Annotated in this window: 11 protein-coding genes and 1 pseudogene; 2 read left to right on the top strand and 10 right to left on the bottom strand. The window is 70.0% G+C overall.

Annotated elements, in window-relative coordinates:
* Positions 1-23: 23 nt before the first annotated feature.
* The 3 genes and pseudogenes from ACSHV8_RS42245 to ACSHV8_RS42235 all read right to left on the bottom strand — a co-directional run bounded on the left by ACSHV8_RS42245 (position 24) and on the right by ACSHV8_RS42235 (position 7,317).
* A complete protein-coding gene (locus tag ACSHV8_RS42245) occupies positions 24-3,962 on the bottom strand; it encodes a molybdopterin-dependent oxidoreductase (RefSeq protein ID WP_436525471.1) in 3,939 nt (1,312 codons plus the stop codon).
* A 380-nt stretch (positions 3,963-4,342) separates the two neighbouring features.
* Positions 4,343-5,432: pseudogene (locus ACSHV8_RS42240) on the bottom strand (serine hydrolase domain-containing protein).
* Positions 5,433-5,619: 187 nt separating this feature from the next.
* Complete coding sequence (locus ACSHV8_RS42235; RefSeq protein ID WP_436525469.1) at positions 5,620-7,317, bottom strand: pectate lyase family protein; 1,698 nt, start codon at positions 7,315-7,317, stop codon at positions 5,620-5,622.
* Positions 7,318-7,666: 349 nt separating this feature from the next.
* Between ACSHV8_RS42235 and ACSHV8_RS42230 the strand changes: the two genes are divergently transcribed.
* Both ACSHV8_RS42230 and ACSHV8_RS42225 read left to right on the top strand, forming a co-directional pair.
* Positions 7,667-7,858 (top strand): hypothetical protein, encoded by a 192-nt coding sequence (locus ACSHV8_RS42230; protein ID WP_436525467.1) that lies wholly within the window; start codon positions 7,667-7,669, stop codon positions 7,856-7,858.
* An 11-nt stretch (positions 7,859-7,869) separates the two neighbouring features.
* Complete coding sequence (locus ACSHV8_RS42225) at positions 7,870-8,967, top strand: cellulase family glycosylhydrolase (protein WP_436525465.1); 1,098 nt, start codon at positions 7,870-7,872, stop codon at positions 8,965-8,967.
* A gap of 809 nt (positions 8,968-9,776) precedes the next feature.
* Here ACSHV8_RS42225 and ACSHV8_RS42220 read toward each other — a convergent pair.
* Genes ACSHV8_RS42220 through ACSHV8_RS42190 form a run of 7 tightly spaced genes read right to left on the bottom strand, consistent with a single transcriptional unit; the run spans position 9,777 to position 18,633 of the window.
* Complete coding sequence (locus tag ACSHV8_RS42220) at positions 9,777-10,913, bottom strand: glycosyltransferase family 4 protein (protein ID WP_436525463.1); 1,137 nt, start codon at positions 10,911-10,913, stop codon at positions 9,777-9,779.
* Positions 10,910-12,055, bottom strand: a complete 1,146-nt coding sequence (locus ACSHV8_RS42215) for a glycosyltransferase family 4 protein (protein WP_436525461.1) — start codon at positions 12,053-12,055, stop codon at positions 10,910-10,912. Before ACSHV8_RS42215 ends, ACSHV8_RS42220 begins: the two co-directional genes overlap by 4 nt.
* 1 nt (position 12,056) lies before the next feature.
* On the bottom strand, positions 12,057-13,346 hold the full coding sequence (locus ACSHV8_RS42210; RefSeq protein WP_436525459.1) for a lipopolysaccharide biosynthesis protein: 1,290 nt from the start codon (positions 13,344-13,346) through the stop codon (positions 12,057-12,059).
* Positions 13,343-14,443: a glycosyltransferase family 4 protein gene (locus ACSHV8_RS42205; protein ID WP_436525457.1), complete on the bottom strand. Its 1,101-nt coding sequence runs from the start codon at positions 14,441-14,443 to the stop codon at positions 13,343-13,345. The genes ACSHV8_RS42210 and ACSHV8_RS42205 overlap by 4 nt, the downstream gene beginning before the upstream one ends.
* Entirely contained in the window at positions 14,440-16,800 is a 2,361-nt protein-coding gene (locus ACSHV8_RS42200; RefSeq protein ID WP_436525455.1) for a hypothetical protein, read from the bottom strand. The genes ACSHV8_RS42205 and ACSHV8_RS42200 overlap by 4 nt, the downstream gene beginning before the upstream one ends.
* On the bottom strand, positions 16,797-17,897 hold the full coding sequence (locus ACSHV8_RS42195; RefSeq protein ID WP_436525453.1) for a glycosyltransferase family 4 protein: 1,101 nt from the start codon (positions 17,895-17,897) through the stop codon (positions 16,797-16,799). The genes ACSHV8_RS42200 and ACSHV8_RS42195 overlap by 4 nt, the downstream gene beginning before the upstream one ends.
* 4 nt (positions 17,898-17,901) lie before the next feature.
* On the bottom strand, positions 17,902-18,633 hold the full coding sequence (locus tag ACSHV8_RS42190; RefSeq protein WP_436525451.1) for a polysaccharide deacetylase family protein: 732 nt from the start codon (positions 18,631-18,633) through the stop codon (positions 17,902-17,904).
* Positions 18,634-18,636 lie beyond the last annotated feature (3 nt).

Genomic DNA, 18,636 nt, shown 5'->3' with positions numbered 1-18,636 from the left:
TTTTAACGAACCTAGAGCCGCATTTAGTAGACGTCGCGGACGTAGCGCTTGTCGGCGGTGAGCTGTTTTAGATAGGCCGTCGCGGCCTCCGGCGACAGCCGCCCGTGGTTGACCGCGATCTCGTGCAGCGCGCGATCCACGTCCTTGGCCATCCGGCTGGCGTCGCCGCAGACGTAGAAGTTGGCGCCGTCCTGCAGCCACGCCCACAGGTGGGCGCCCTGCTCGCGCATCCGGTCCTGCACGTACACCTTGGCCCGCTGATCACGGGAGAACGCCAGGTCGAGGCGGGTCAGCGTGCCGCCGGCGGAGAGCGCGGCCAACTCCTCCCGGTAGTAGAAGTCCGTCTCCCGGCGCTGCTCGCCGAAGAACAACCAGTTCCCGCCGGAGGCGCCGGTCGCCTGGCGCTCCTGCAGGAACCCCAGGAACGGTGCCACCCCGGTCCCCGGACCCACCATGATCATCGGAGTGGCCGGGTCGGCCGGCGGGCGGAAATGCGGCGCCTTCTGCACGAACAGCGGCACCTCGACCTCGTCGGCCGAGTCGGCCAGATGGGACGAGCAGACACCCTTGCGCGGCCGCCCGAGCAGGCTGTCGAAGCGGACCACCGACACGGTCAGGCTCACCTGATCCGGGTCGACCAGCGGCGTGGAGCTGATCGAATACAGACGGGGCTGGAGGCGCTTGAGCACGCTCACCCACTCCTGGGCCGACGCCCGCACGCCCTGCTCGGCGATCAGATCGGCCGCCTGCCGGCCCCACGTCCACTTGGCCAGCTCACCCTTGTTGTCCGGCCGGAGCAGGGTCTTGAGCTGCGCGTCGCCGCCACGCTCGGCGGTGAACCGGAGCAGATCCGTGGTGATCTTCGTGATGTCCAGGTGCCGGGCCAGCGCCTCACCGAACGGGATCATGCCGACCCGGTCCAGCTCGACCGCGGTGTCCGAGGTCAGGCCGGTGACGGTCAGCCACTCGTCGACCAGCTCCGGGGCGTTGACCGGCCACACGCCGAGCGCGTCACCGGCCTGGTAGTCGAGCAGCCCACCGGTGTCGAAGGTGAACCGGCGCACCTCCTTGGCCGAACCCGGGCCGCTGAGCAGGCGGTTCCCGACCAGCGCGGACCTCAGCGGGGCGGCCTTGGTCGGGGCCGGGACCGGTTTGGCGCTCAGCGCCGTGATGACCGTTTCCAGCCAGTGGCCGGCGGTGTCCTCGAAGTCCGGCTCGCAGTCGACCCGCGGCGCCAGCCGGGTGCCGCCCAGCTCGGCCAGACGTTCGTCGAGGCGGCGGCCGTGACCGCAGAAGTCGTCGTAGTTGGAGTCGCCGAACGCCAGCACCGCGAACCGGCGACCGTCCAGCCGGGGGGCGCCGTCGCCGGCCAGGGACTGCCAGAACGCGTCCCCGTTGTCCGGGGCGTCGCCGTCGCCGAACGTGCTGGTCACGACCAGCAGATCGGCGCCGGGATCCAGGAGCTCGGTGGCGGTGGCGTCCATCCCTCGTACGGAAATCTGATGTCCGGTTTTTGAAAGCCGTTCCGAGAGACCGCGGGCGAAATCCTCGGCGTTGCCGGTCTGCGACGCCCAGAGGATCTGCACGTGCGGACCCTTGATCTCGGCCGCGGGAATCGGCTGCGGCGCGACCGCGAAAACGCCCGCGAGCAGCCCGTTCACCCACATCGCGGTGTCCGGGTCGAAGGGCGCATTGCCCGGCAGCACCGGCGCGTCGGAGCGGACCGGGGGCAGCCCGGCGAGGAAGCCGGCCAGGTATCGGCGCTGACCGTCGTTGAGCACCGGCGGCGCCGGGTCGAGCCCGAGCATGTCGTGGATGGACGTCGCCGGCGGCGCGACCTCGACCGCGACCGGCGCGTGCACCCTGGTCAGCTGCACCGCGCACACCTTCAACTCCGGCTGGAAGCTCAGCGGATCGACAGCGTCGCTGGTCACCGCGTTGACGCTGACGTACTCGCCGAACAGGTCGTTCCAGTGGAACGGCGCGAAACACGCGCCCGGCATCACCCGGTCGGTGATCACCGCAGGCAGCACCGCCCGGCCGCGCCGCGACTCGATCTCCACCTGGTCGCCCTCGGCGATCCCGCGCGCCGCCGCATCGGCCGGGTTGATCTCCACGAACGGGCCCGGGTTGAGCTTGTTGAGCTTGGCCACCTTGCCGGTCTTGGTCATCGTGTGCCACTGGTGCTGCAGGCGGCCGGTGTTCAGCGTGAACGGGTAGTCGTCGTCGGGCAGCTCGGCCGGGTCCATGTGCGGACGGGCGTGGAAGATCGCCTTGCCGCTGGCGGTGGCAAACGTGAAGTCCCCGTACCGGATCGGGTTCCGGGCCGGGCCACCCGGCGCGGCGGGCCACTGCACGGGCCCCTCGGCCAGCCGCTCGTAGGAGACTCCGCGCAGGTCATAGCCGGTCTGCGGGTTCGCGAACTGCTTGATCTCGTCGAGGATCTGGGCGGCGCTCTCGTACGAGAAAGCGTCCTTGAATCCCATCTCGACCGCGATCCGGGCAATCAGCATCCAGTCCGGCATCGCCTCGCCCGGCGCGTCGGCCGCCGGATGCACGAGCGTCAGACTGCGCTCCGAGTTGATCATGATACCGTCGGTCTCCGACCACATCGCGGCCGGCAGCGCGATGTCCGCGTACGCGTTCGTCTCGGTCTCCGCGAACGCGTCCTGGGTGATCACCAGCTCGGCCGCCTCAAGACCGGCGATCACCGTCCGGCGGTTGCCGACCGAGGCGACCGGATTGGTGCAGATGATCCAGCACGCCTTGATCCGGCCGGCCGCCATCTGCTCGAACATCTCGACGGTGCCCTTACCCACCTCGGTGCGGAGCGTTCCGTCGGGCAGCCCCCAGATCTCCTCGGTGAACCGGCGGTCCGCCGAGACCAGCACCGAACGCTGTCCGGGCAGGCCAGGGCCCATGTAGCCCATCTCCCGGCCGCCCATCGCGTTCGGCTGACCGGTGAGCGAGAACGGTCCGCTCCCGGTGCGGCAGATCGCGCCGGTGGCCAGGTGCAGGTTGCAGATCGCGTTGGTGTTCCAGGTGCCGTGCGTGCTCTGGTTCAGCCCCATCGTCCACAACGTGACCCAGTTGGCCGCCCCGTTGATCCACTCGGCCGCCGTCCGGATGTCCGATTCCGATAGCCCAGTCAGCTCGGCCACCCGCTCCGGCGGATAGTCGGCCAGCAGCTCCGGCATCGCCGCCCAACCCTCGGTGTGGGCGGCGATGAACCCCTCGTCCTTGTCGACCAGATGCAGCAGTCCGTTGAGCAGGGCCAGGTCGGCGCCCGGACGGATCTGCAGGAACAGGTCGGCCTTGTCGGCCGTGGCACTGCGCCGCGGATCGACGACGATCAGCTTGGCCCCGGCCTTGACCCGCTCCATCATGCGCAGGAACAGAATCGGGTGGCAGTCGGCCATGTTCGCGCCGATCACGAAGAAGACGTCGGCGTGATCCAGGTCGTCGTAGGAGCCGGGCGGCCCGTCCGCACCCAGCGACAGCTTGTAGCCGGTGCCGGCGCTGGCCATGCACAGCCGCGAGTTCGACTCGATGTTGTTCGTCCCGATGAAACCCTTGACCAGCTTGTTCGCCAGATACTGAGCTTCGAGCGTCATCTGACCGGAAACGTACATGGCGAACGCGTCCGGCCCGTGCTCGTCGACGACCGCTTTCAACCGCCGCGCCGTCTCCGCGATCGCCTCGTCCAACGGCTGCTTCTGCGGCTCGGCACCACGGTCACCGCGCACCATCGCGAAGCCCAGCCGGCCCTCTGCCGCGAGCATGTCCGCACTGGTCGCGCCCTTGGTGCAGAGCCGCCCACGGTTCGCCGGATGATCCTTGTCCCCGACCACCTTGAGCACCCGGCGGCGGCCGGCCGAATCCTCGGCAACATCCAGCACCATGCCGCAGCCGACGCCGCAATAGCCGCAAACGGTGCGCACCTGGGTGACATCGGCGGCCACAGGCAGATCCTTCCGTCCGACGCGTCGTCCCGTCACGCTAGGAAGCCGCCATTACCGCGCTGTCTCTTCAAGGGTGCTCCGCCCGTTACCCCCTCCTCACCGAGGCCCGCCCGCCGTTGTGAGCCTTCGGCCAGTTCCACTTCAAAAGATCAAATTCTTCATGGCCTATGTCCGCCGGTGTACAGACCGTCGCTCCCGCGGGGACCCTCACGACCCTCGCAGGCCGCTGGCGCGGCCAAAACGCGAGGCCCGCAAGGGCGACGTCCGTGGGTGGTCGCGGTCAGAGCAACAAACCTTCCCGATCCCGGAACAAACGCACAACGGGATGCGCGACGATCCGGCCCCTGAGCAGGGACCGGATCGTCGCGGGACGGGTGGGGTTACGAGCAGAGGGCGTCGTCGACGGTGGCGAGGACCTTGTTGGCGGCCTCCTCGGACGTGGGCAGGGAGGTGACGGCGATCGCGGCGGCGCGGCCGTCCATGGTGACGGCGTTGCGGGTTTCGTAGCCGGGGATGTCGCCGCCGTGACCCCAGGCCACCCCGCCGCAGCTGAGCGAGAAGCGGATCAGGCCCAGCCCGTACCGGGCGCCGGGGAACAGGTCGGCCGGTACGGTCTTCTCCATCTCGGCGAGCTGGGCCTTGGGCAGCAGCTTTCCGTGGATCAGGGCGCTGAAGAACGTGTTCAGGTCCGACGGCGTGCCGACCATCTGCCCGGCCGCCCAGCCCCAGGACGGGTCGAGGTCGGTGAGGTCGATCAGTTCACCGGTCGCGGTCGGCATGTACCCCTGCGGGTGCCGCTCGCGGATCCCGGTCTCGCCGTCGACCGGGAAGTACGTGTGCCGCAGTCCCGCCTTCTGGATGACCCGCTTCTGGATCTGCGACTCCAGGGTGTGGCCGGTGACGCGCTCGACGAGCAGGCCGGCGACGATGTAGTTGGTGTTGCTGTACGCCCAGCTCGTCCCGGCCGGGAAGTTGTTCGGGTGGGCCAGCGCGATGTCGAGCAACTCCTGCGGCTCGAAGTGCTTGTAGCGCAGCGACAGGTCGTCGAGCGACATGAACTCGGTGTAGTTGGCCAGCCCGCTGGTGTGCTGCAGGATCTGCCGGACGGTGATCGGCTGGCCGTGCAGCAGCCCGGGGCACGTACTTCTCGACCGGGTCGTCCAGCTTCACGCGATGCTCGGCGACCAGTTGCAGCACGACCACGGCGACGAACGGCTTGGTGTTGCTGCCGAGCCGGACCTGCCCGTCGACCGGCACCGGCCGCCCGGTGGTGATGTCGCCGACGCCGGCGGTGAGCTTGCGGACCCGCCCGTGCTCGTCGCGGACGACGGCCAGCGCGCCCGGGAAACCGGCGTCGACCAGCTGCGCCAGGTCTGTGCGAACCGGGTCCGGCGTGGCCGCGACGGCGGGCTGAGCGGCGAAGACGGTGGCGGCGAGAGCGGCTGAGACGAACGCGAGACGCTTGAGCATCGGTAACTCCTCATCGACGTTTCTGACATCGATGAGCTTTCTCGATTTGCCGGGGCAATCCGATCTGGACAGCAGCAGGGTTCGGGGTAGTGCTAGCCGCACCCCGCCCTTTCTGGATCAGATCAAAAAAACTTGCGCGTACGGCGGGAACGGTGCTCCCTCCGTACGCGCAAATCGTCTTTCGAATTTAGATCTTGCCCGTCCCGGCACCGGCCTTGACCAGGGCCGAGACCGCCGAGGCGGGTTCCAGGGTGACCGCGTAGGGCGCGGTGGTGAACGTGCCGGTCTGGGTGATCACCGGCGCCTCACCGCCGAAGTCGTTGCCGGAGATGACCGCGAAGCCGTCCTTGTCGGAGTCCTCGGTCGTCCAGACCGGCAGCTTGACGTTGACGAAGACGTTGTTCTGAATCAGGCACTGCGAGTCCATCAGGCAGTGGATGCCGCTGGTGGAGGCGTTGCTGAACAGGTTGTCGTAGGCGTGCACGGTGCCGAAGCGCAGGCGCGGCAGGCGCGAGCCGACGTTGTCGAACCAGTTGTGGCTGTACGTGATCCGCAGGTGGCCGGTGTCCTCGGCGGCGTTGCTGTCCGAGTGGCCGACCAGCGAGCCCTTGAAGTGGTCGTGCAGGTAGTTCCAGGAGACCGTGACGAAGTCGGTGGCGTGGGTCAGGTCGACCATGCCGTCGTAGAAGTCCTTGCCGTGCGAGGTGTCGTTGAACAGCTCGTTGTGGTCGATCCAGATGTGGTCGGACTTCTGCACGGCGATCAGGTCGACCGGCGCCAGCGCGAACGAGATCTTCAGGTTGCGGATGATGACGTTGCTGGCCTTCTTGACGAAGATGCCCGCGCCGGTCAGGCCCGCGTTGGCGCCGACGCCGACGATCGTCTTGTCCGAGGAGACGACGACCTCGTCCGAGCCGCTGCCCTTGAGCACGGTGGAGAGCTGCAGGATCTTCGGGCCGTCGGAGGCCGCCTCGGTGATCAGCTGGGCCAGCGAGGTGATGGCCACGGTCTCGCCGCCGGCGCCGCCGGTCGTGCCCGCGCCGAAGCCGATCGGGCTGGTCTCGAACTTGCCGCTGCTGGTGGCGGTCGGGCTCGCGGTCGCCGTCTTGGTCGGGCTGGCCGTCGCGGTCGCACTCGCGGTGGCCGTCGCCGTGGCGGTCGCCGTGGCGGTGGCGGTGGCCGTCGGGCTCGCCGACGCGGTCGCTCCGCTCGTGGTCACCACGACGTCGTCGAACTCGGCGGTCGCGTCATAGGTCTGCAGGCCGATCCGACCCTGGGCAAAAGCGGTCGCGGTGCCCTCGACGACCGCGGCGCCGTTCACCGATCCGCTCAGCTTGTTCCCACTCAGATTCAGACCGAGCGTGTACGCCGAGCCGGCGCTGACCGTCACCGCGGCCTCGCTCAGCACGGTCACCGCACCGGACTTCACCGACTGCAGCTGCACCTTGTTCCCGCCGGTCAGCGCCAGGCGGTAGAAGCTGGTCGAGCTGGTCGCCCGGGCCACGATCGCGGCGTAGCCGTCCGCGGCGACCGACAGCGGCTCGACCTTGGCCTGCACCGAGTAGTCGGTCCAGGAGGTGTCGCCGGCGAACTCGCGGGCCGGCGTCGCACCGGTCTTGGACTGCTTGAGCACCTTGGTGCCGTCGCTGACGACCGCCCAGGTGCCGCCCGACTTGCTCCAGCCGGCCGTGTCGCCGTCCTCGAAGTCGTCCGAGAACGCGGCGCCACCGGTGGCCGCGGCGGTGGTGCTGTCGCTTCCGGTTTCCGCGAACGAGACGCCGGCCACGGTTCCGAGGCCGGCCACGACCGCGGCCATTCCGGACGCCAGAACAATTTTCCGCTTCCGGCGATTCGGCGTCGCCGCGCTTTCTTCGGCGCTTTTCATGGTGTTCCTTTCGCTTTCCCGCGGCGAGTCGGCCTCGGCGCGAGGAGGACGATAAATGCACCTAGGACAGCCGGTCAACCCGCCTTAAGAAACTCCTAAACTGCGGGTATGCGCTTTCCTGAATAACGTCCCCAAGGCCAGCAGAATGGTTTCTGCCGGCCCTTGTCTGAACATTTCTTGCTACATACGGGTGTGGTCCCGAGACCCCGGATTCGTTGCTCGCTCGCGATGTGGCGGTGATCACACTCTCGTCGAACGGCCGACAACCCGACCCATACGGCTGTTGTCCCGATTCGCGGCGATCAGGGAGGCTTCCAGCCCGTCCTGCTGTCGAGCCCGGGGAGTCCGCATGCCCGACCTCACCGTCCGTCGCACGGTGGCCGTCGCCGCGATCGTCTTCATCGGCGCCGCCCTGCTGATCCTTAGCGGTCTTCTCGGCGGGACCGTGAAGGAAGCCGTCTACCTCTTGCTGCCGGCCACCTGGCTGACCGTCTGCTGCGGCCTGGCCAGCATGGCCCTCACCCGGACCCGGCGCTTGTAAGCTTCGACTTCATGATCAAGATCCGGCGCGTGCTGCTGGTGGCCGCGCTGATCCTGGTCGGCACCCTGCTCGTGACGTCCACCCGATCCGGAGAATCGAAAACACCGCACACCATGAAAACCGGAATCGCGTACGGCGACACGCTCGTCTGGATGAGCGACGAACAGCTGAACCAGGCCCTCGACGACGCGGCCGACCTCGGCGCAACCTGGATCCGGGCCGACCTGTCCTGGGACGACATCCAAGGGGACGGGCCGGACACGTACCGCTGGGAACTCTTCGACCGGGTGCTGGCGGCGGCCCAGAAGCGGGGACTCCAGATCCTGCCCGTGCTGGCCTACACGCCGGGCTGGGCCCGGGTGAGCGACTGCGGAGAAGCGACATGCGCACCGGCCGACCCGGCGGCGTTCGCCCGTTTCGCCGACGCGGCCGCCCGGCGGTACGCGCCCCGCGGACTGCACGTGTGGGAGATCTGGAACGAGCCGAACCTGGGATTCTGGAAACCGGCGCCCGACCCGTCGGCGTACGCCCGGCTGCTGCAGGCGAGCAGTCGCGCGATCCGGGCCGTGGATGCGGGCGCGACACTGGTGATGGGTGGACTGGTCCCGACCGGGAACGGGCCCGGACAGGTGAGCCCGGAAGAGTTCATCACCGTCGTGCTGCGGGAGGCCGGGGACGTGGTGGACGCGATCGGGTACCACCCGTACACGTATCCGCACCTGGCCAGTGATCACACGCTGTTCGGAACGTCGTGGGATCGGATCGGGAAGATCCGGGACGCGTTGGATGCGGCCGGGCATCCCGACATGCCGCTGTGGTTGACCGAGACGGGGGCGCCGACCGGAGGGCCGGGGAACGCGTCCGACGGGAGCAGCGGGATCAACGTCACCCACGTCACCGAGGAGAGGCAGGCGGCGATCGCGGCGGATGTGGTAACCACGGCCGCTACGACGCCGCTGGTGGATGCGGTGTTCTGGTACTCCGATCGGGATCTCGGCACGGACAGCTCGACCAGTGAGAACTTTTTCGGGCTGCGGCGGGCGGATGGCAGCGCGAAGCCGGCGTATGCCGCTCTGCGCAACGCTATGCACAGCGCGGCGCGCTACTGACGGGTTCGACCCGTTTTACTTCGGCGGGCCTTCCACGGCCCATCCGCGTCAAGGCCGCCGGGTCCGACCCGTTTTCTCCGCCGAGCTACCACGGCCCATCCGCGTCGAAGCCGCTGGATTCGACCCGTTTCCCCGCCGGGCTGCCACGGCCCATCCGCGTCGAGGCCGCTGGATTCGACCCGTTTCCCCGCCGGGCTGCCACGGCCCATCCGCGTCGAGGCCGCTGGTGGGCGTGCGGTGGTGGGTGGTTGCGGTCTTGCTGGCCAGGCAACGTAAGCGGTGGCTGGGGTGGTTGACGCCGCTCGGGCTTGGTCGCGGTGCCGGCTTACTGCAGGTCCGTCTTCGGTTGCGGTCCGCGGTCCGGTCACTGGCCGCCGCCCATCAGCTTCCCCCTCCCGGGTACGGCGATAGCCGCCCGCCCCGGCCCCGAACAGCCGGCTCACGGTCCAAGCCGGCCCGGAAGCAGCCCTCAGCACCAGCCGAAGCCCGCCAGCTGGCGCCCAGTGTCGCAAAACCGCCCGGCAACAGCCGTGAGCACCAGCCGAAGCCCGCCAGCTGGCGCTCACGGTCCTAAAACGCGCCGGGAACAACCGCCAGCGCCAGCCGCACGCCGCCGGCTGGCGCTCACGGTCCTAAAACGCGCCGGGAACAACCGCCAGCGCCAGCCGCACGCCGCCGGCTGGCGCTCAGTGTCGTAAAGCCGCGCGGCGACAGCCGTGAGCACCAGCTGCGGGCCGTCGGCTGGGGCTCACGGTTCTGGGACGGGCTGGGGACGACCGTGAGTGCCAGCTGCGGGCTGTCGGCTGGGGCTAGTGGACGGGGGCGGGCTGGGGGGACATGGCGCGTTGGAAGACTTCGACCGTGCGGTCGGACTGGCGCTGCCAGGAGAGGTTGGCGGCGACGAATTCGCTGCCGGCGGCGCCGAGCCGGGACGCCAGGGTGTAGTCGGTGAGCACGGTGTTCAGGGATGTGGTGAGCGCGTCGATGTCGCCCGGCTCGTTCAGCAGTCCGGTGCCGCCCTCGGTGACGAACATCGGGATGGCGCCGACCCGGGTGGCGACCACGGGGCGGCCGGTGGCCATCGCTTCGACGATCACGGTGGGGTAGTTGTCGAAGTGGGTGGGCAGGCAGAGGACCCGGGCCCGGCGGTACGCCTCGGCCAGTTTCTCGCCGCTCAGGTAGCCGGAGAACGTGACCCGTTCGGTGATCCCCAGCTGCCGGGCCAGTTCGTGGTAGTCCTGTTCGGCCGAGCCGCTGCCGGCCACTTCGAGGTGGGCTTCGGGTAGCCGGGCGAGGGCGTGCAGCAGGTCGGCGAGTCCCTTGTAGGCGGTCGCTTTCTCCAGGGAGGCCGAGAACACGATCCGCTGGGCCGGTGGGACCGGTGTGGGCCGGAACAGGTCGAGGTCGGCGCCCGGTTCGATGACCGTCGGGCGGCCGGCGAACAGGTTCGGCAGGTCCTCGCCGACGTGTTCGGACGCGCAGATCACCTCGCGGGAGTGCCGGACCGTGCCGGCCAGCAGTGTGCTCTCGTAGGTCGAGAGGAGCAGGTCGGGCGCGAAGTGGCCTTTGCGCATCCGGCCGGCGTGGTACGTGAGCACGAACGGCACGTCGCCGGCGGCACGGCGGGCCAGGTCGGCGAAGAGCGGGACCGGGCCGTGCGCGTTGATCAGGTCGATCTTCTCGTCGCGGATGATCCGGCGGATCGCGCCGGTCCAGCCGAATCCGACCGGGGTGTTGGAGATCCGGCGCCACGACGGCAGGCGGTGGACGGTGACGCCGTCGTCGTCGACCTGGGTGCCGGGGGCCTCGCCGGGCTCGGCGGTGGTGACCACGACGACCCGGTACGAGTGTCGTCTGCGCAGCTGGCGGGCCAGGTTCCAGGTGTACTGCTGCACCCCGCCGAGGTTGGGCGGGTAGTACGGGGTGGCCAGCAGCACCGCGGTCATGCGCATACCTCTTCGTAGTGGTGTTCCAGCAGGTCCAGGAAGGGGGCGACGTCGTACCGGCCGGCCCGCGCGGCCGACCCGGCACCGAGCCCGGCCAGCACTTCCGGGTTTCCGAGCAGCAGGTTCAACGCCCGGGCCAGTGCGTCGGGGTCGCCCGGGGCGACCAGCAGGCCGTTGTCCGGGCCGATCAGTTCGGGCAGGCCGCCGACCCGGGACGCGATCATCGGGCGGCCGGCCTGCAGTGCTTCCAGGGCGACGGTCGGGAAGTTCTCCGGCCAGAGCGACGGGAGGACGACCACGGAACTCAGCGCGACCTGGTGGGCGACCTCGGTGGCGTTCAGCCATCCGGTGAAGGTCACCCGCGGGTCGGGGTGGGCGGCTTGCAGGCGGGCGCGGTCGGCGCCGTCGCCGACGACGGTGAGCCGGGCCGACGGGTGGTCGGTGACGACCTGTTCGAACGCGCGGAGCAGCACTTCGACGCCTTTGACATGTTCGAGGCGTCCGACGAAGAGGACGTTGTCGGCGCTGGTCAGGGGCGTGGCCATGGCCGTACGCGCAATGCCGTTGGGAAGAATGTGGGTGCGGGACGTGCCGACGTCGGGGGCGACGCTGTCGGCGAAGAATCGGCTCGGGGTGAGGATCCGGTCGACGCCGCCGAGACGGGCGAGGTAGGCCGGGCGCTGAACGAACCGCAGGTAGGCGTAGCGGGCTCGGTCACCGGCGGAGAGGCCGCCGCGGGCGGTGGCGCTGCCGAGGTTCCAGCGCAGCAGTTGGAGGGTCCAGTCCTCGGGGCCGTGCACGGTGAGCAGGCGGGGGCGGCCGGCGGTCGCGCTGAGGACGGCCGGGCTGAACTCGCCGTGCGTGTGCAGGTGGACGCAGTCCGGGTCGAAGCGGTCGACGATGTCGCGGACCTGCCGGTAGGCCGTCCGGTTCCAGAGGTAGCCGGCGAACCGCCGCGGCGCCGAACCGCTTACCGACGGCACCAGATGGTCGGCGAAGATCTCCTGACCGTCGGCGTTCAGGTCGGTCGCGACCACCTCGACCTGATGCCCGCGGGCGTTCAGCCCGTCGGTGATCAGCCGGACGCTCTTCTCGGCGCCGCCGGCCTCGAAGCCGATGTTGACGATCTGCAGGATCCGCACGTCACACGTCCCAGTCCGCGTTGCCGAAGGGCGGGCGCAGCAGGGCGATCCCGGCCACCAGACCGCTGACCAGATTGCCCACGCCCCAGGCGATCGCCGCCCAGGTCAGCCCGTGCGGCACCATCCACAGGGCGACGCCCAGGACGGTGATCAGGTAGGCGACGTTGGCGACGACCAGGGCCTGCAGCTGCCCGGTGACCCGGAGCAGGAAGCTGGCCCAGGTGTTGAACGCGACGGCCAGCGACGAGACGGTGAACAGGATCAGCGTCGTGGTGCCGGTGTCGGCGTAGTCGGCGCCGAACAGTCGCAGGATCGGCTGGGCCAGCGCGATCACGACGAGAACGGCGGTGCCGGTGACCGCCAGCATCAGGCCGGCCGAGCGTCCGGCCAGCGCTTTCAGCGAGCGGCTCTCGTGGGCGCCCTCGGCGAACAGGGATTCGCCGATCGCGTACGAGGCCGAGCTGACCATGTTCGAGATCTGGAAGGCCACGAAGTAGACCGCGGCGACGACCGGGCCGAGCTGGTGCAGCACGATGATCGGCAGCGCGATCTGCGGGATCAGGTTCAGCGTGCCGGAGAGGTAGGCGCTCAGCGAGTAGCTGACCATGTTGCGCAGCGCGGCCCAGGAGATCCGGGCGCGCACCCGGATGTGCAGGTGGCGGCGGATCACCACGATGCTGACGACCGCGGCCAGGGTGGAGGCGATGCCGCTGGCCGCGAAGATGCCGAACGCGCCGAAGCTGACCGCCACGGCCGGCAGCGCCAGCTTGGCGATGCTCATCAGAACGCCGTTGATCAGCAGGTTGGCGCGGGTGGCCCGTTCCGCCACGAAGATCGAGTCGGTGAGCAGGTTGACCGCGGCGCCCCCGGCCAGGAGCGTGAACAGCACGACGTGGGTGATCGTGTCGCGGATGAAGCCGAGGTCGTGGGCGAGCCAGGGGCCGATCACGACGTACCCGAGATTGACCACGACGCTGCACACGGTCACCGCCGAGATCGCGGTGCCGGCATCCTCGGCCCGGTTCCGGCTGATCGGCAGGAAGCGGACCAGGGCGGTGCTGAATCCGAACAGGCTGAAGTAGGAGAGCAGGGCGACGCTGGAGAGCAGCGACGACGCCTGACCGACCTGCGCGGTGGGGTAGAGCCGGGCCACGATCAGCCAGAACAGGAACCCCGAGCCCGCGCCGAGCACGGTGGTCAGCATCAGGAACGCCGAGTTCAGCACGAGCGGGTCGGACCGCAGTTCGCTGAACCGGCTGCTGCGCGTCATCACGTGGGCGCCGCTGGTCATGCGCCGTACCGGTCGAGAAGCGTTTTCGCGTGCGCCGGCCAGGAGAAACTCACCGATGCGTACGCCCGTGACCAGTCCCCCATCCGCGCCCGCAGCACCGGGTCGCCGGCCAGTTCGACCAGCGCGGCCCGGATCGCCGCTGCGTCCCGGGGCAGCAGCCGGACCTGCGACCGGTCGAGCCGGTAGGGCGCGTAGCCCGGGTCGTCGGTGGTCACCACCGGCAGCCCGCTGGCCATCGCCTCCTGCACGGTCAGCGGGAAACCCTCCGAGGTCGACGGCAGCGCGAAGACGTCACAGGCCCGGTACGCGTCGGCCAGCCCGGCCGGGTCGAGCCGGCCCAGGTGGTGCACGCCGGGACGATCGGCCGGCACGCCGTCGTGGCCCTCACCGGCGAAGACCAGGTCGTATTCCGGGCCGGCGGCGGCGATCAGCTGGTCGTACCCCTTCTTGGGCACCAGCCGCCCGGCGAAGAGCACCAGGATCCGGTCGGCGGGCAGGCCGAGTCGCTCCCTGATCTCGTTCTTCCCGGCGGCGGGCCGGAAAACGGTCGTGTCCACGCCGTTCGGCAGGTGCTCGACCCGGCCGCCGTAGTTCTCGACGAACGCGGCCACCGTGTCGTTGAGGACGAACACCCGCTTCGCCCGGCGCAGCATGAGCCGCCCGGCCGTGCCCCAGACCGCCTGCTGCACGAGCCGCACCACGGTCGCCGGGTGGTCGACGATGGCCACGTGCTGGTGCATCACCATCGGGGTGCGGGTCAGCGCCGAGGCCAGACCGGCCGCCCACGAGGTCAGGTACGCGCCGTCGTGCACGTGGATCACGTCGGCCCAGCGGGCCCAGCGCAGCGCCGAGGTCAGCAGCCGCGGGCCGGGCACCGGGAACGGGATCCCGGCCCGTTCCTGCAGGCCGTCCCAGGCCGGGATCCGCAGCACCCGTACGCCGTGGGCCAGTTGCTCGATCCCGCCCGGCCGGCCGCTGGTCAGGACCAGCACGTCGGCGCCGGCCGCGGCCAGGTGGCGGGCCTGTTCGGCGACCACGTTCTCGATCCCGCCGAGGTGTGGCGGGAAGTAGTGGCTGACCAGGAGAACGCGTGTCATCGGTACACCTCCGCGCCCTCGCTGGCGTAGATCTTGTTCTTGGCCGCGTCCAGCAGCGCGGTCGGATAGCGGTAGGTCACCAGGTCGCCGCGGTAGAACAGGGTGGCCTCGTCCTTGCGGACGGTGGTGAAGCCGAGGAACACGTACGTGTCGGCGCCGACCAGCGTCGGGTAGATGTCGTTGGCGGCCCGGCTGGGCAGCAGGTTCTGCGTCCGGCCGAACGTGTACCGGTCGGTCTGGATCTCGGACTGCACCTGTTCCCGGTCCACTTCGGAGGCGTGGTCCTGGATCCAGTTGATCGCCGCCCGTTCCTCCGGGTGCAGGTAGTAGATGTCGTAGTACTGCCCGGCGTTGGCCAGGTGCAGCTGCGGCGGGTAGCCGCCGAGCAGCTTGGGCACGACCCCGACCAGGTCGAGGAAGAGCACCAGGGCCATCCCGAAGGCCAGCCCGGTGGCCCGTTTCCCGGCCCAGCGGAAGATCCAGATGGACGCGGCCGCGATGAACGGCGCGAAGAAGAACAGGCCCTGCTGGAACGCGCGCAGCACGCCGTAGTCGACCGAGAGTTCGGGCAGCACGGTCAGGACGGCGAGCAGGCCGAGCGCGCCCACGCTCAGCAGCACCTGGTCGGCGCTCGCGCGGAACACCGGGCGCCGGGCGAACACGGCCAGGACCAGCCCGATCAGCAGCAGGACCTGCAGGAGCCGGGCGACCGAGAGCCGGAACAGCGTGTTCAGGCCGGCCACGTCGAGACCGGTCTTGGCCAGCGCCCGGCCGATCGCGGTGAGCGGCATGTTCGTCTGCTCGGCGGCGGTGATCGGGTACTTGTCGACGGTGCTCAGCGGCAGGTAGGCGCCGTCGGCCCGTTCCTGCGCGGTGGCCGCCTCGGTCTCCGCGGCGTACTCGTCGAGCCGCTCGGCGGTGGTCGTCTTGGTGCCGCCGAACAGGCTGTACCCGGTGTCCGAGGAGCCGGTCTGCGACTTCTTCCCGAACAGATCCAGCACGGTCGCGGTCGCGGTGATCCGCGCCTGGTCACCGGTGTGGGTGGCCGGCCCGGTCCACAGGATCGCGGCGACCGCGCCGACCGCGATCATCCACCAGGTGATCAGCTTCGGCGCCGAGAACCGGCCGAAGCCGCCCCGCATCCGCGCGACAAGTTTCCAGACAAAACCGAGGGACCAGGCAAGACCAAAGATCGCGAGGACGACGTACGTCGTCGAGTAGTGCGACAGCACGATGCCGACAAGCAGCACGGCACTCGCGATCCGCCGGTCCCGCAGCGGCCGCCCCGAGTCGGCCAGCAGCAGCAACAGGCAGCCGAGGAGCAGGAACGCGATCTCCTGGCGGCCCAGGAACGCCATGTCGGTGAAGAAGGTCGGGAAGGCCACGAAGTAGACCGCGGAGAGCAGCGCGATCGCCTGGGGGGCGGTGTGCCGGACCGCCCGGTACAGCGCCACCGGCGCCACCCCGAACAGGATCGGGATGATCACCTTGAAGACGTAGACCCCGGAGATGCCGGTGAGCTGCACGACCGAGGTCGGGAACAGGTTGATGCTCAGGCACGCGTTGTACGCGTCCCGGAACGCCGCGATGCTCCAGTGCCCCTTGAGGTAGGTGAGCTGGAAGACGCCGTACTCGCGCTGGATGTCGTGGCCGGTGATGTACCAGCCCCGCAGCGAGGTGATCAGCACCAGCGACAACGCGGCGAAGAAGATCCCGGCGCCGGTGACCGCCGGCAGATGCTTTCGCCGCCGCACGAACAGGAACGTGATCAGCGCGCCCACGGCCAGCAGCGCGGCGATCGCGACCCCGCTGCCCAGCCCGTTGTTGAGCCGGATGGGCGCGGCGATCGACAGCAGCAGGGCCAGCCCGCCCAGGTAGAGGACCGGCGGCAGGCCCGGCATCATCCGCGGGCGGACCCAGCGGGCCGGGGCCGGCGAGAACGCGGCCAGCACGACGATGAGCAGCACCGACGCCCAGGTCAGGGGGATCCGGGTGAGCGGCCGGACCACGCCGGCCCAGGGCAGCACGGTGTTGACCAGCAGCGCGACGACGATGTCGCCGAGCACCGCGCCGCCGACGGCGAGGATGACCCGGCCCTCGCGGGTCGACAGGACCCGGTCGGCCAGCGGGTAGCCGAGCACGACGGGGGCGCCGAACAGCAGCCAGAGCCCGGCCACCGCGTGTACCACGACCGGCCCCGGCAGCATCTCCAGCAGGGCCGCGACCAGGGTGATCAGCAACAGCGGCCACTGTTTGCCGAGGCGGCGGGCCAGGCGTCCGAGGAACTCCTGCGTCGTCGACCGGTGCCGGCTCGGATGGATGATCCGGGTCCGCTCGCCGACCAGGGTGCTGGTCATGCCAGCGCCTTGGCGTACGCGCTCTTCACCCGTTCGACCACGACCGCCCAGGTGTACGACGCGGCGACCTCGGAGCTGCGGGCAGCCAGGCGCTCGAACAGTCCGGCGTCGGCGGCGATCGAGTCCAGTCCGGCGGCGAGCGCCCCCGGCTCGGGCTCGGTCAGGATCGCCACGTCGCCGAGCAGCTCGATGTTGCCGGGCACGGCGGTCGCCACGATCGGCAGGCCGGCCGCCATCGCCTCCAGCGCGACCAGCGGCATGCCCTCCCGGTCGGACGGCAGGACGAACGCGTCGGCCGCGGCGTACATCTCGCGCAGCTCGGCACCGAGTCTGGATCCGGCGAAGGTGACGTCGTGCAGGCCCAGCGCGGCCGCGTGCGCGGTCAGCTGCTCGCGCTGTTCGCCGTCGCCGACCACGGTCAGCTGGATCGGCTGGGTGCAGCGGGCCAGCGCGTCGAGCAGCCGGGTGACGTTCTTCTGCGGGCTGAGCCGGCCGACGTAGAGCAGGCGCAGCGGCCGGCCGTCGGCCCGGGCCCGGCGCGGCGGCCGGAAGTGTTCCTCGCCGACGCCGTTCGGGATCACGTGGATCCGTTCGCGCGGCACCCGGTACGTGTTCGCCACGAACTCGGCCTGGCTGTCGGTGAGCACGAGCACGCCGGCCGCGGCCCGCAGCACCCGGCCGAAGAAGTGCTTCTTGTAGAACGGCAGCAGCCGGCCGAGCGGGCCGGACGCGTCCACGTCCAGGTGGAAGTGCAGCAGGAACCGCTGGCCGCGGAGTCGGGCCAGGATGGCCAGCGCCTCCGGGATCAGCGCGTGCGCGCTGTGCAGGTGCAGGACGGTGTCCCGGGGCGTGCGAAGCAGTCCGAGCAGCAGGCCGGGCGAGATCGGGGTGTGCGCGAGCTCCCACGAGCGGTGCCGGCGCACCCGCAACCGGCCGTCGGCCGAGCGTCGGGGTGCGCCGTCGGCGCCGAGCGTGGTGGTCAGCACGGTGACGTCGTGGTCCCGGCCGAGCCGGACCGCGAGGTTCTCCACCACCCGTTCCATCCCGCCCAGGTGCGGCGGGTAGTACGGGCTGATCTGCGTGATGCTGCTGCTCATCGGCTCAGTTCTCGCTGGGGATCAGCGCGGCGTTGGCGACGTACTCGACCCCGGGCCGGTGGGAGATGTACTGCAGGACCCGCTCCAGCCGCGCCCAGTCGCCGCGGGCCTCGACCTCCCAGCTGTGTCCCCACAGGTGGTAGACGCCGCCCTCGCGCACGCACTTGTCGAACCACGCCATCGCGAAGTCGTCCCAGTTCAGGAACAACTTGCCGGCGGTGAACGGGTTCAGGTCGGCCATCCGCAGCACCTGCGGGACGTCGACCCGGTGCGCGTACGCGTTCACCGTGGTCACCGCCTCGAACGGGTCGCCCACGCCGAGCGAGTGCCGGCGCACGGTCCGGGCCAGGCCGAACCCGGCCTCCTTGACCATCCCGACGTGCTCGGCGTTGTACTCGCCCCGCGGGTAGCAGAACGTGCTGATCGGCGCGCCCAGGATCTGCTCGACCTCGTCCTTGCCGTCCCGGATCTCGTTGGCCGCCTCGGCCGCGCTGATCAGCGGCAGCCGCTGGTGGGACAGGGTGTGGCCGCCGACCTCGTGGCGCTGCGCGAGGTCACGGATGCCCTGCGGGACGAGGTGGTCGCCCGGGGCGAACTCGATGTTGCGCGGGGCGATGTAGAACGTCCCGACGACGCCGTACCGGTCGAGCAGGTCGGCCAGCTTCGGGTCCAGGCGATGCCCGTCGTCCCAGCTCGTGGTCACGACGACGCGCGGCGGGTTCGAGGAGTTCGTCACTAG

This window comes from Actinoplanes sp. HUAS TT8 (assembly GCF_051380535.1).
In the GTDB taxonomy this organism is placed as follows: Bacteria; Actinomycetota; Actinomycetes; order Mycobacteriales; family Micromonosporaceae; genus Actinoplanes.
The sequence above is the reverse complement of the archived record's forward strand: the minus strand, read 5'-3'. Positions and strand labels throughout refer to the sequence as shown.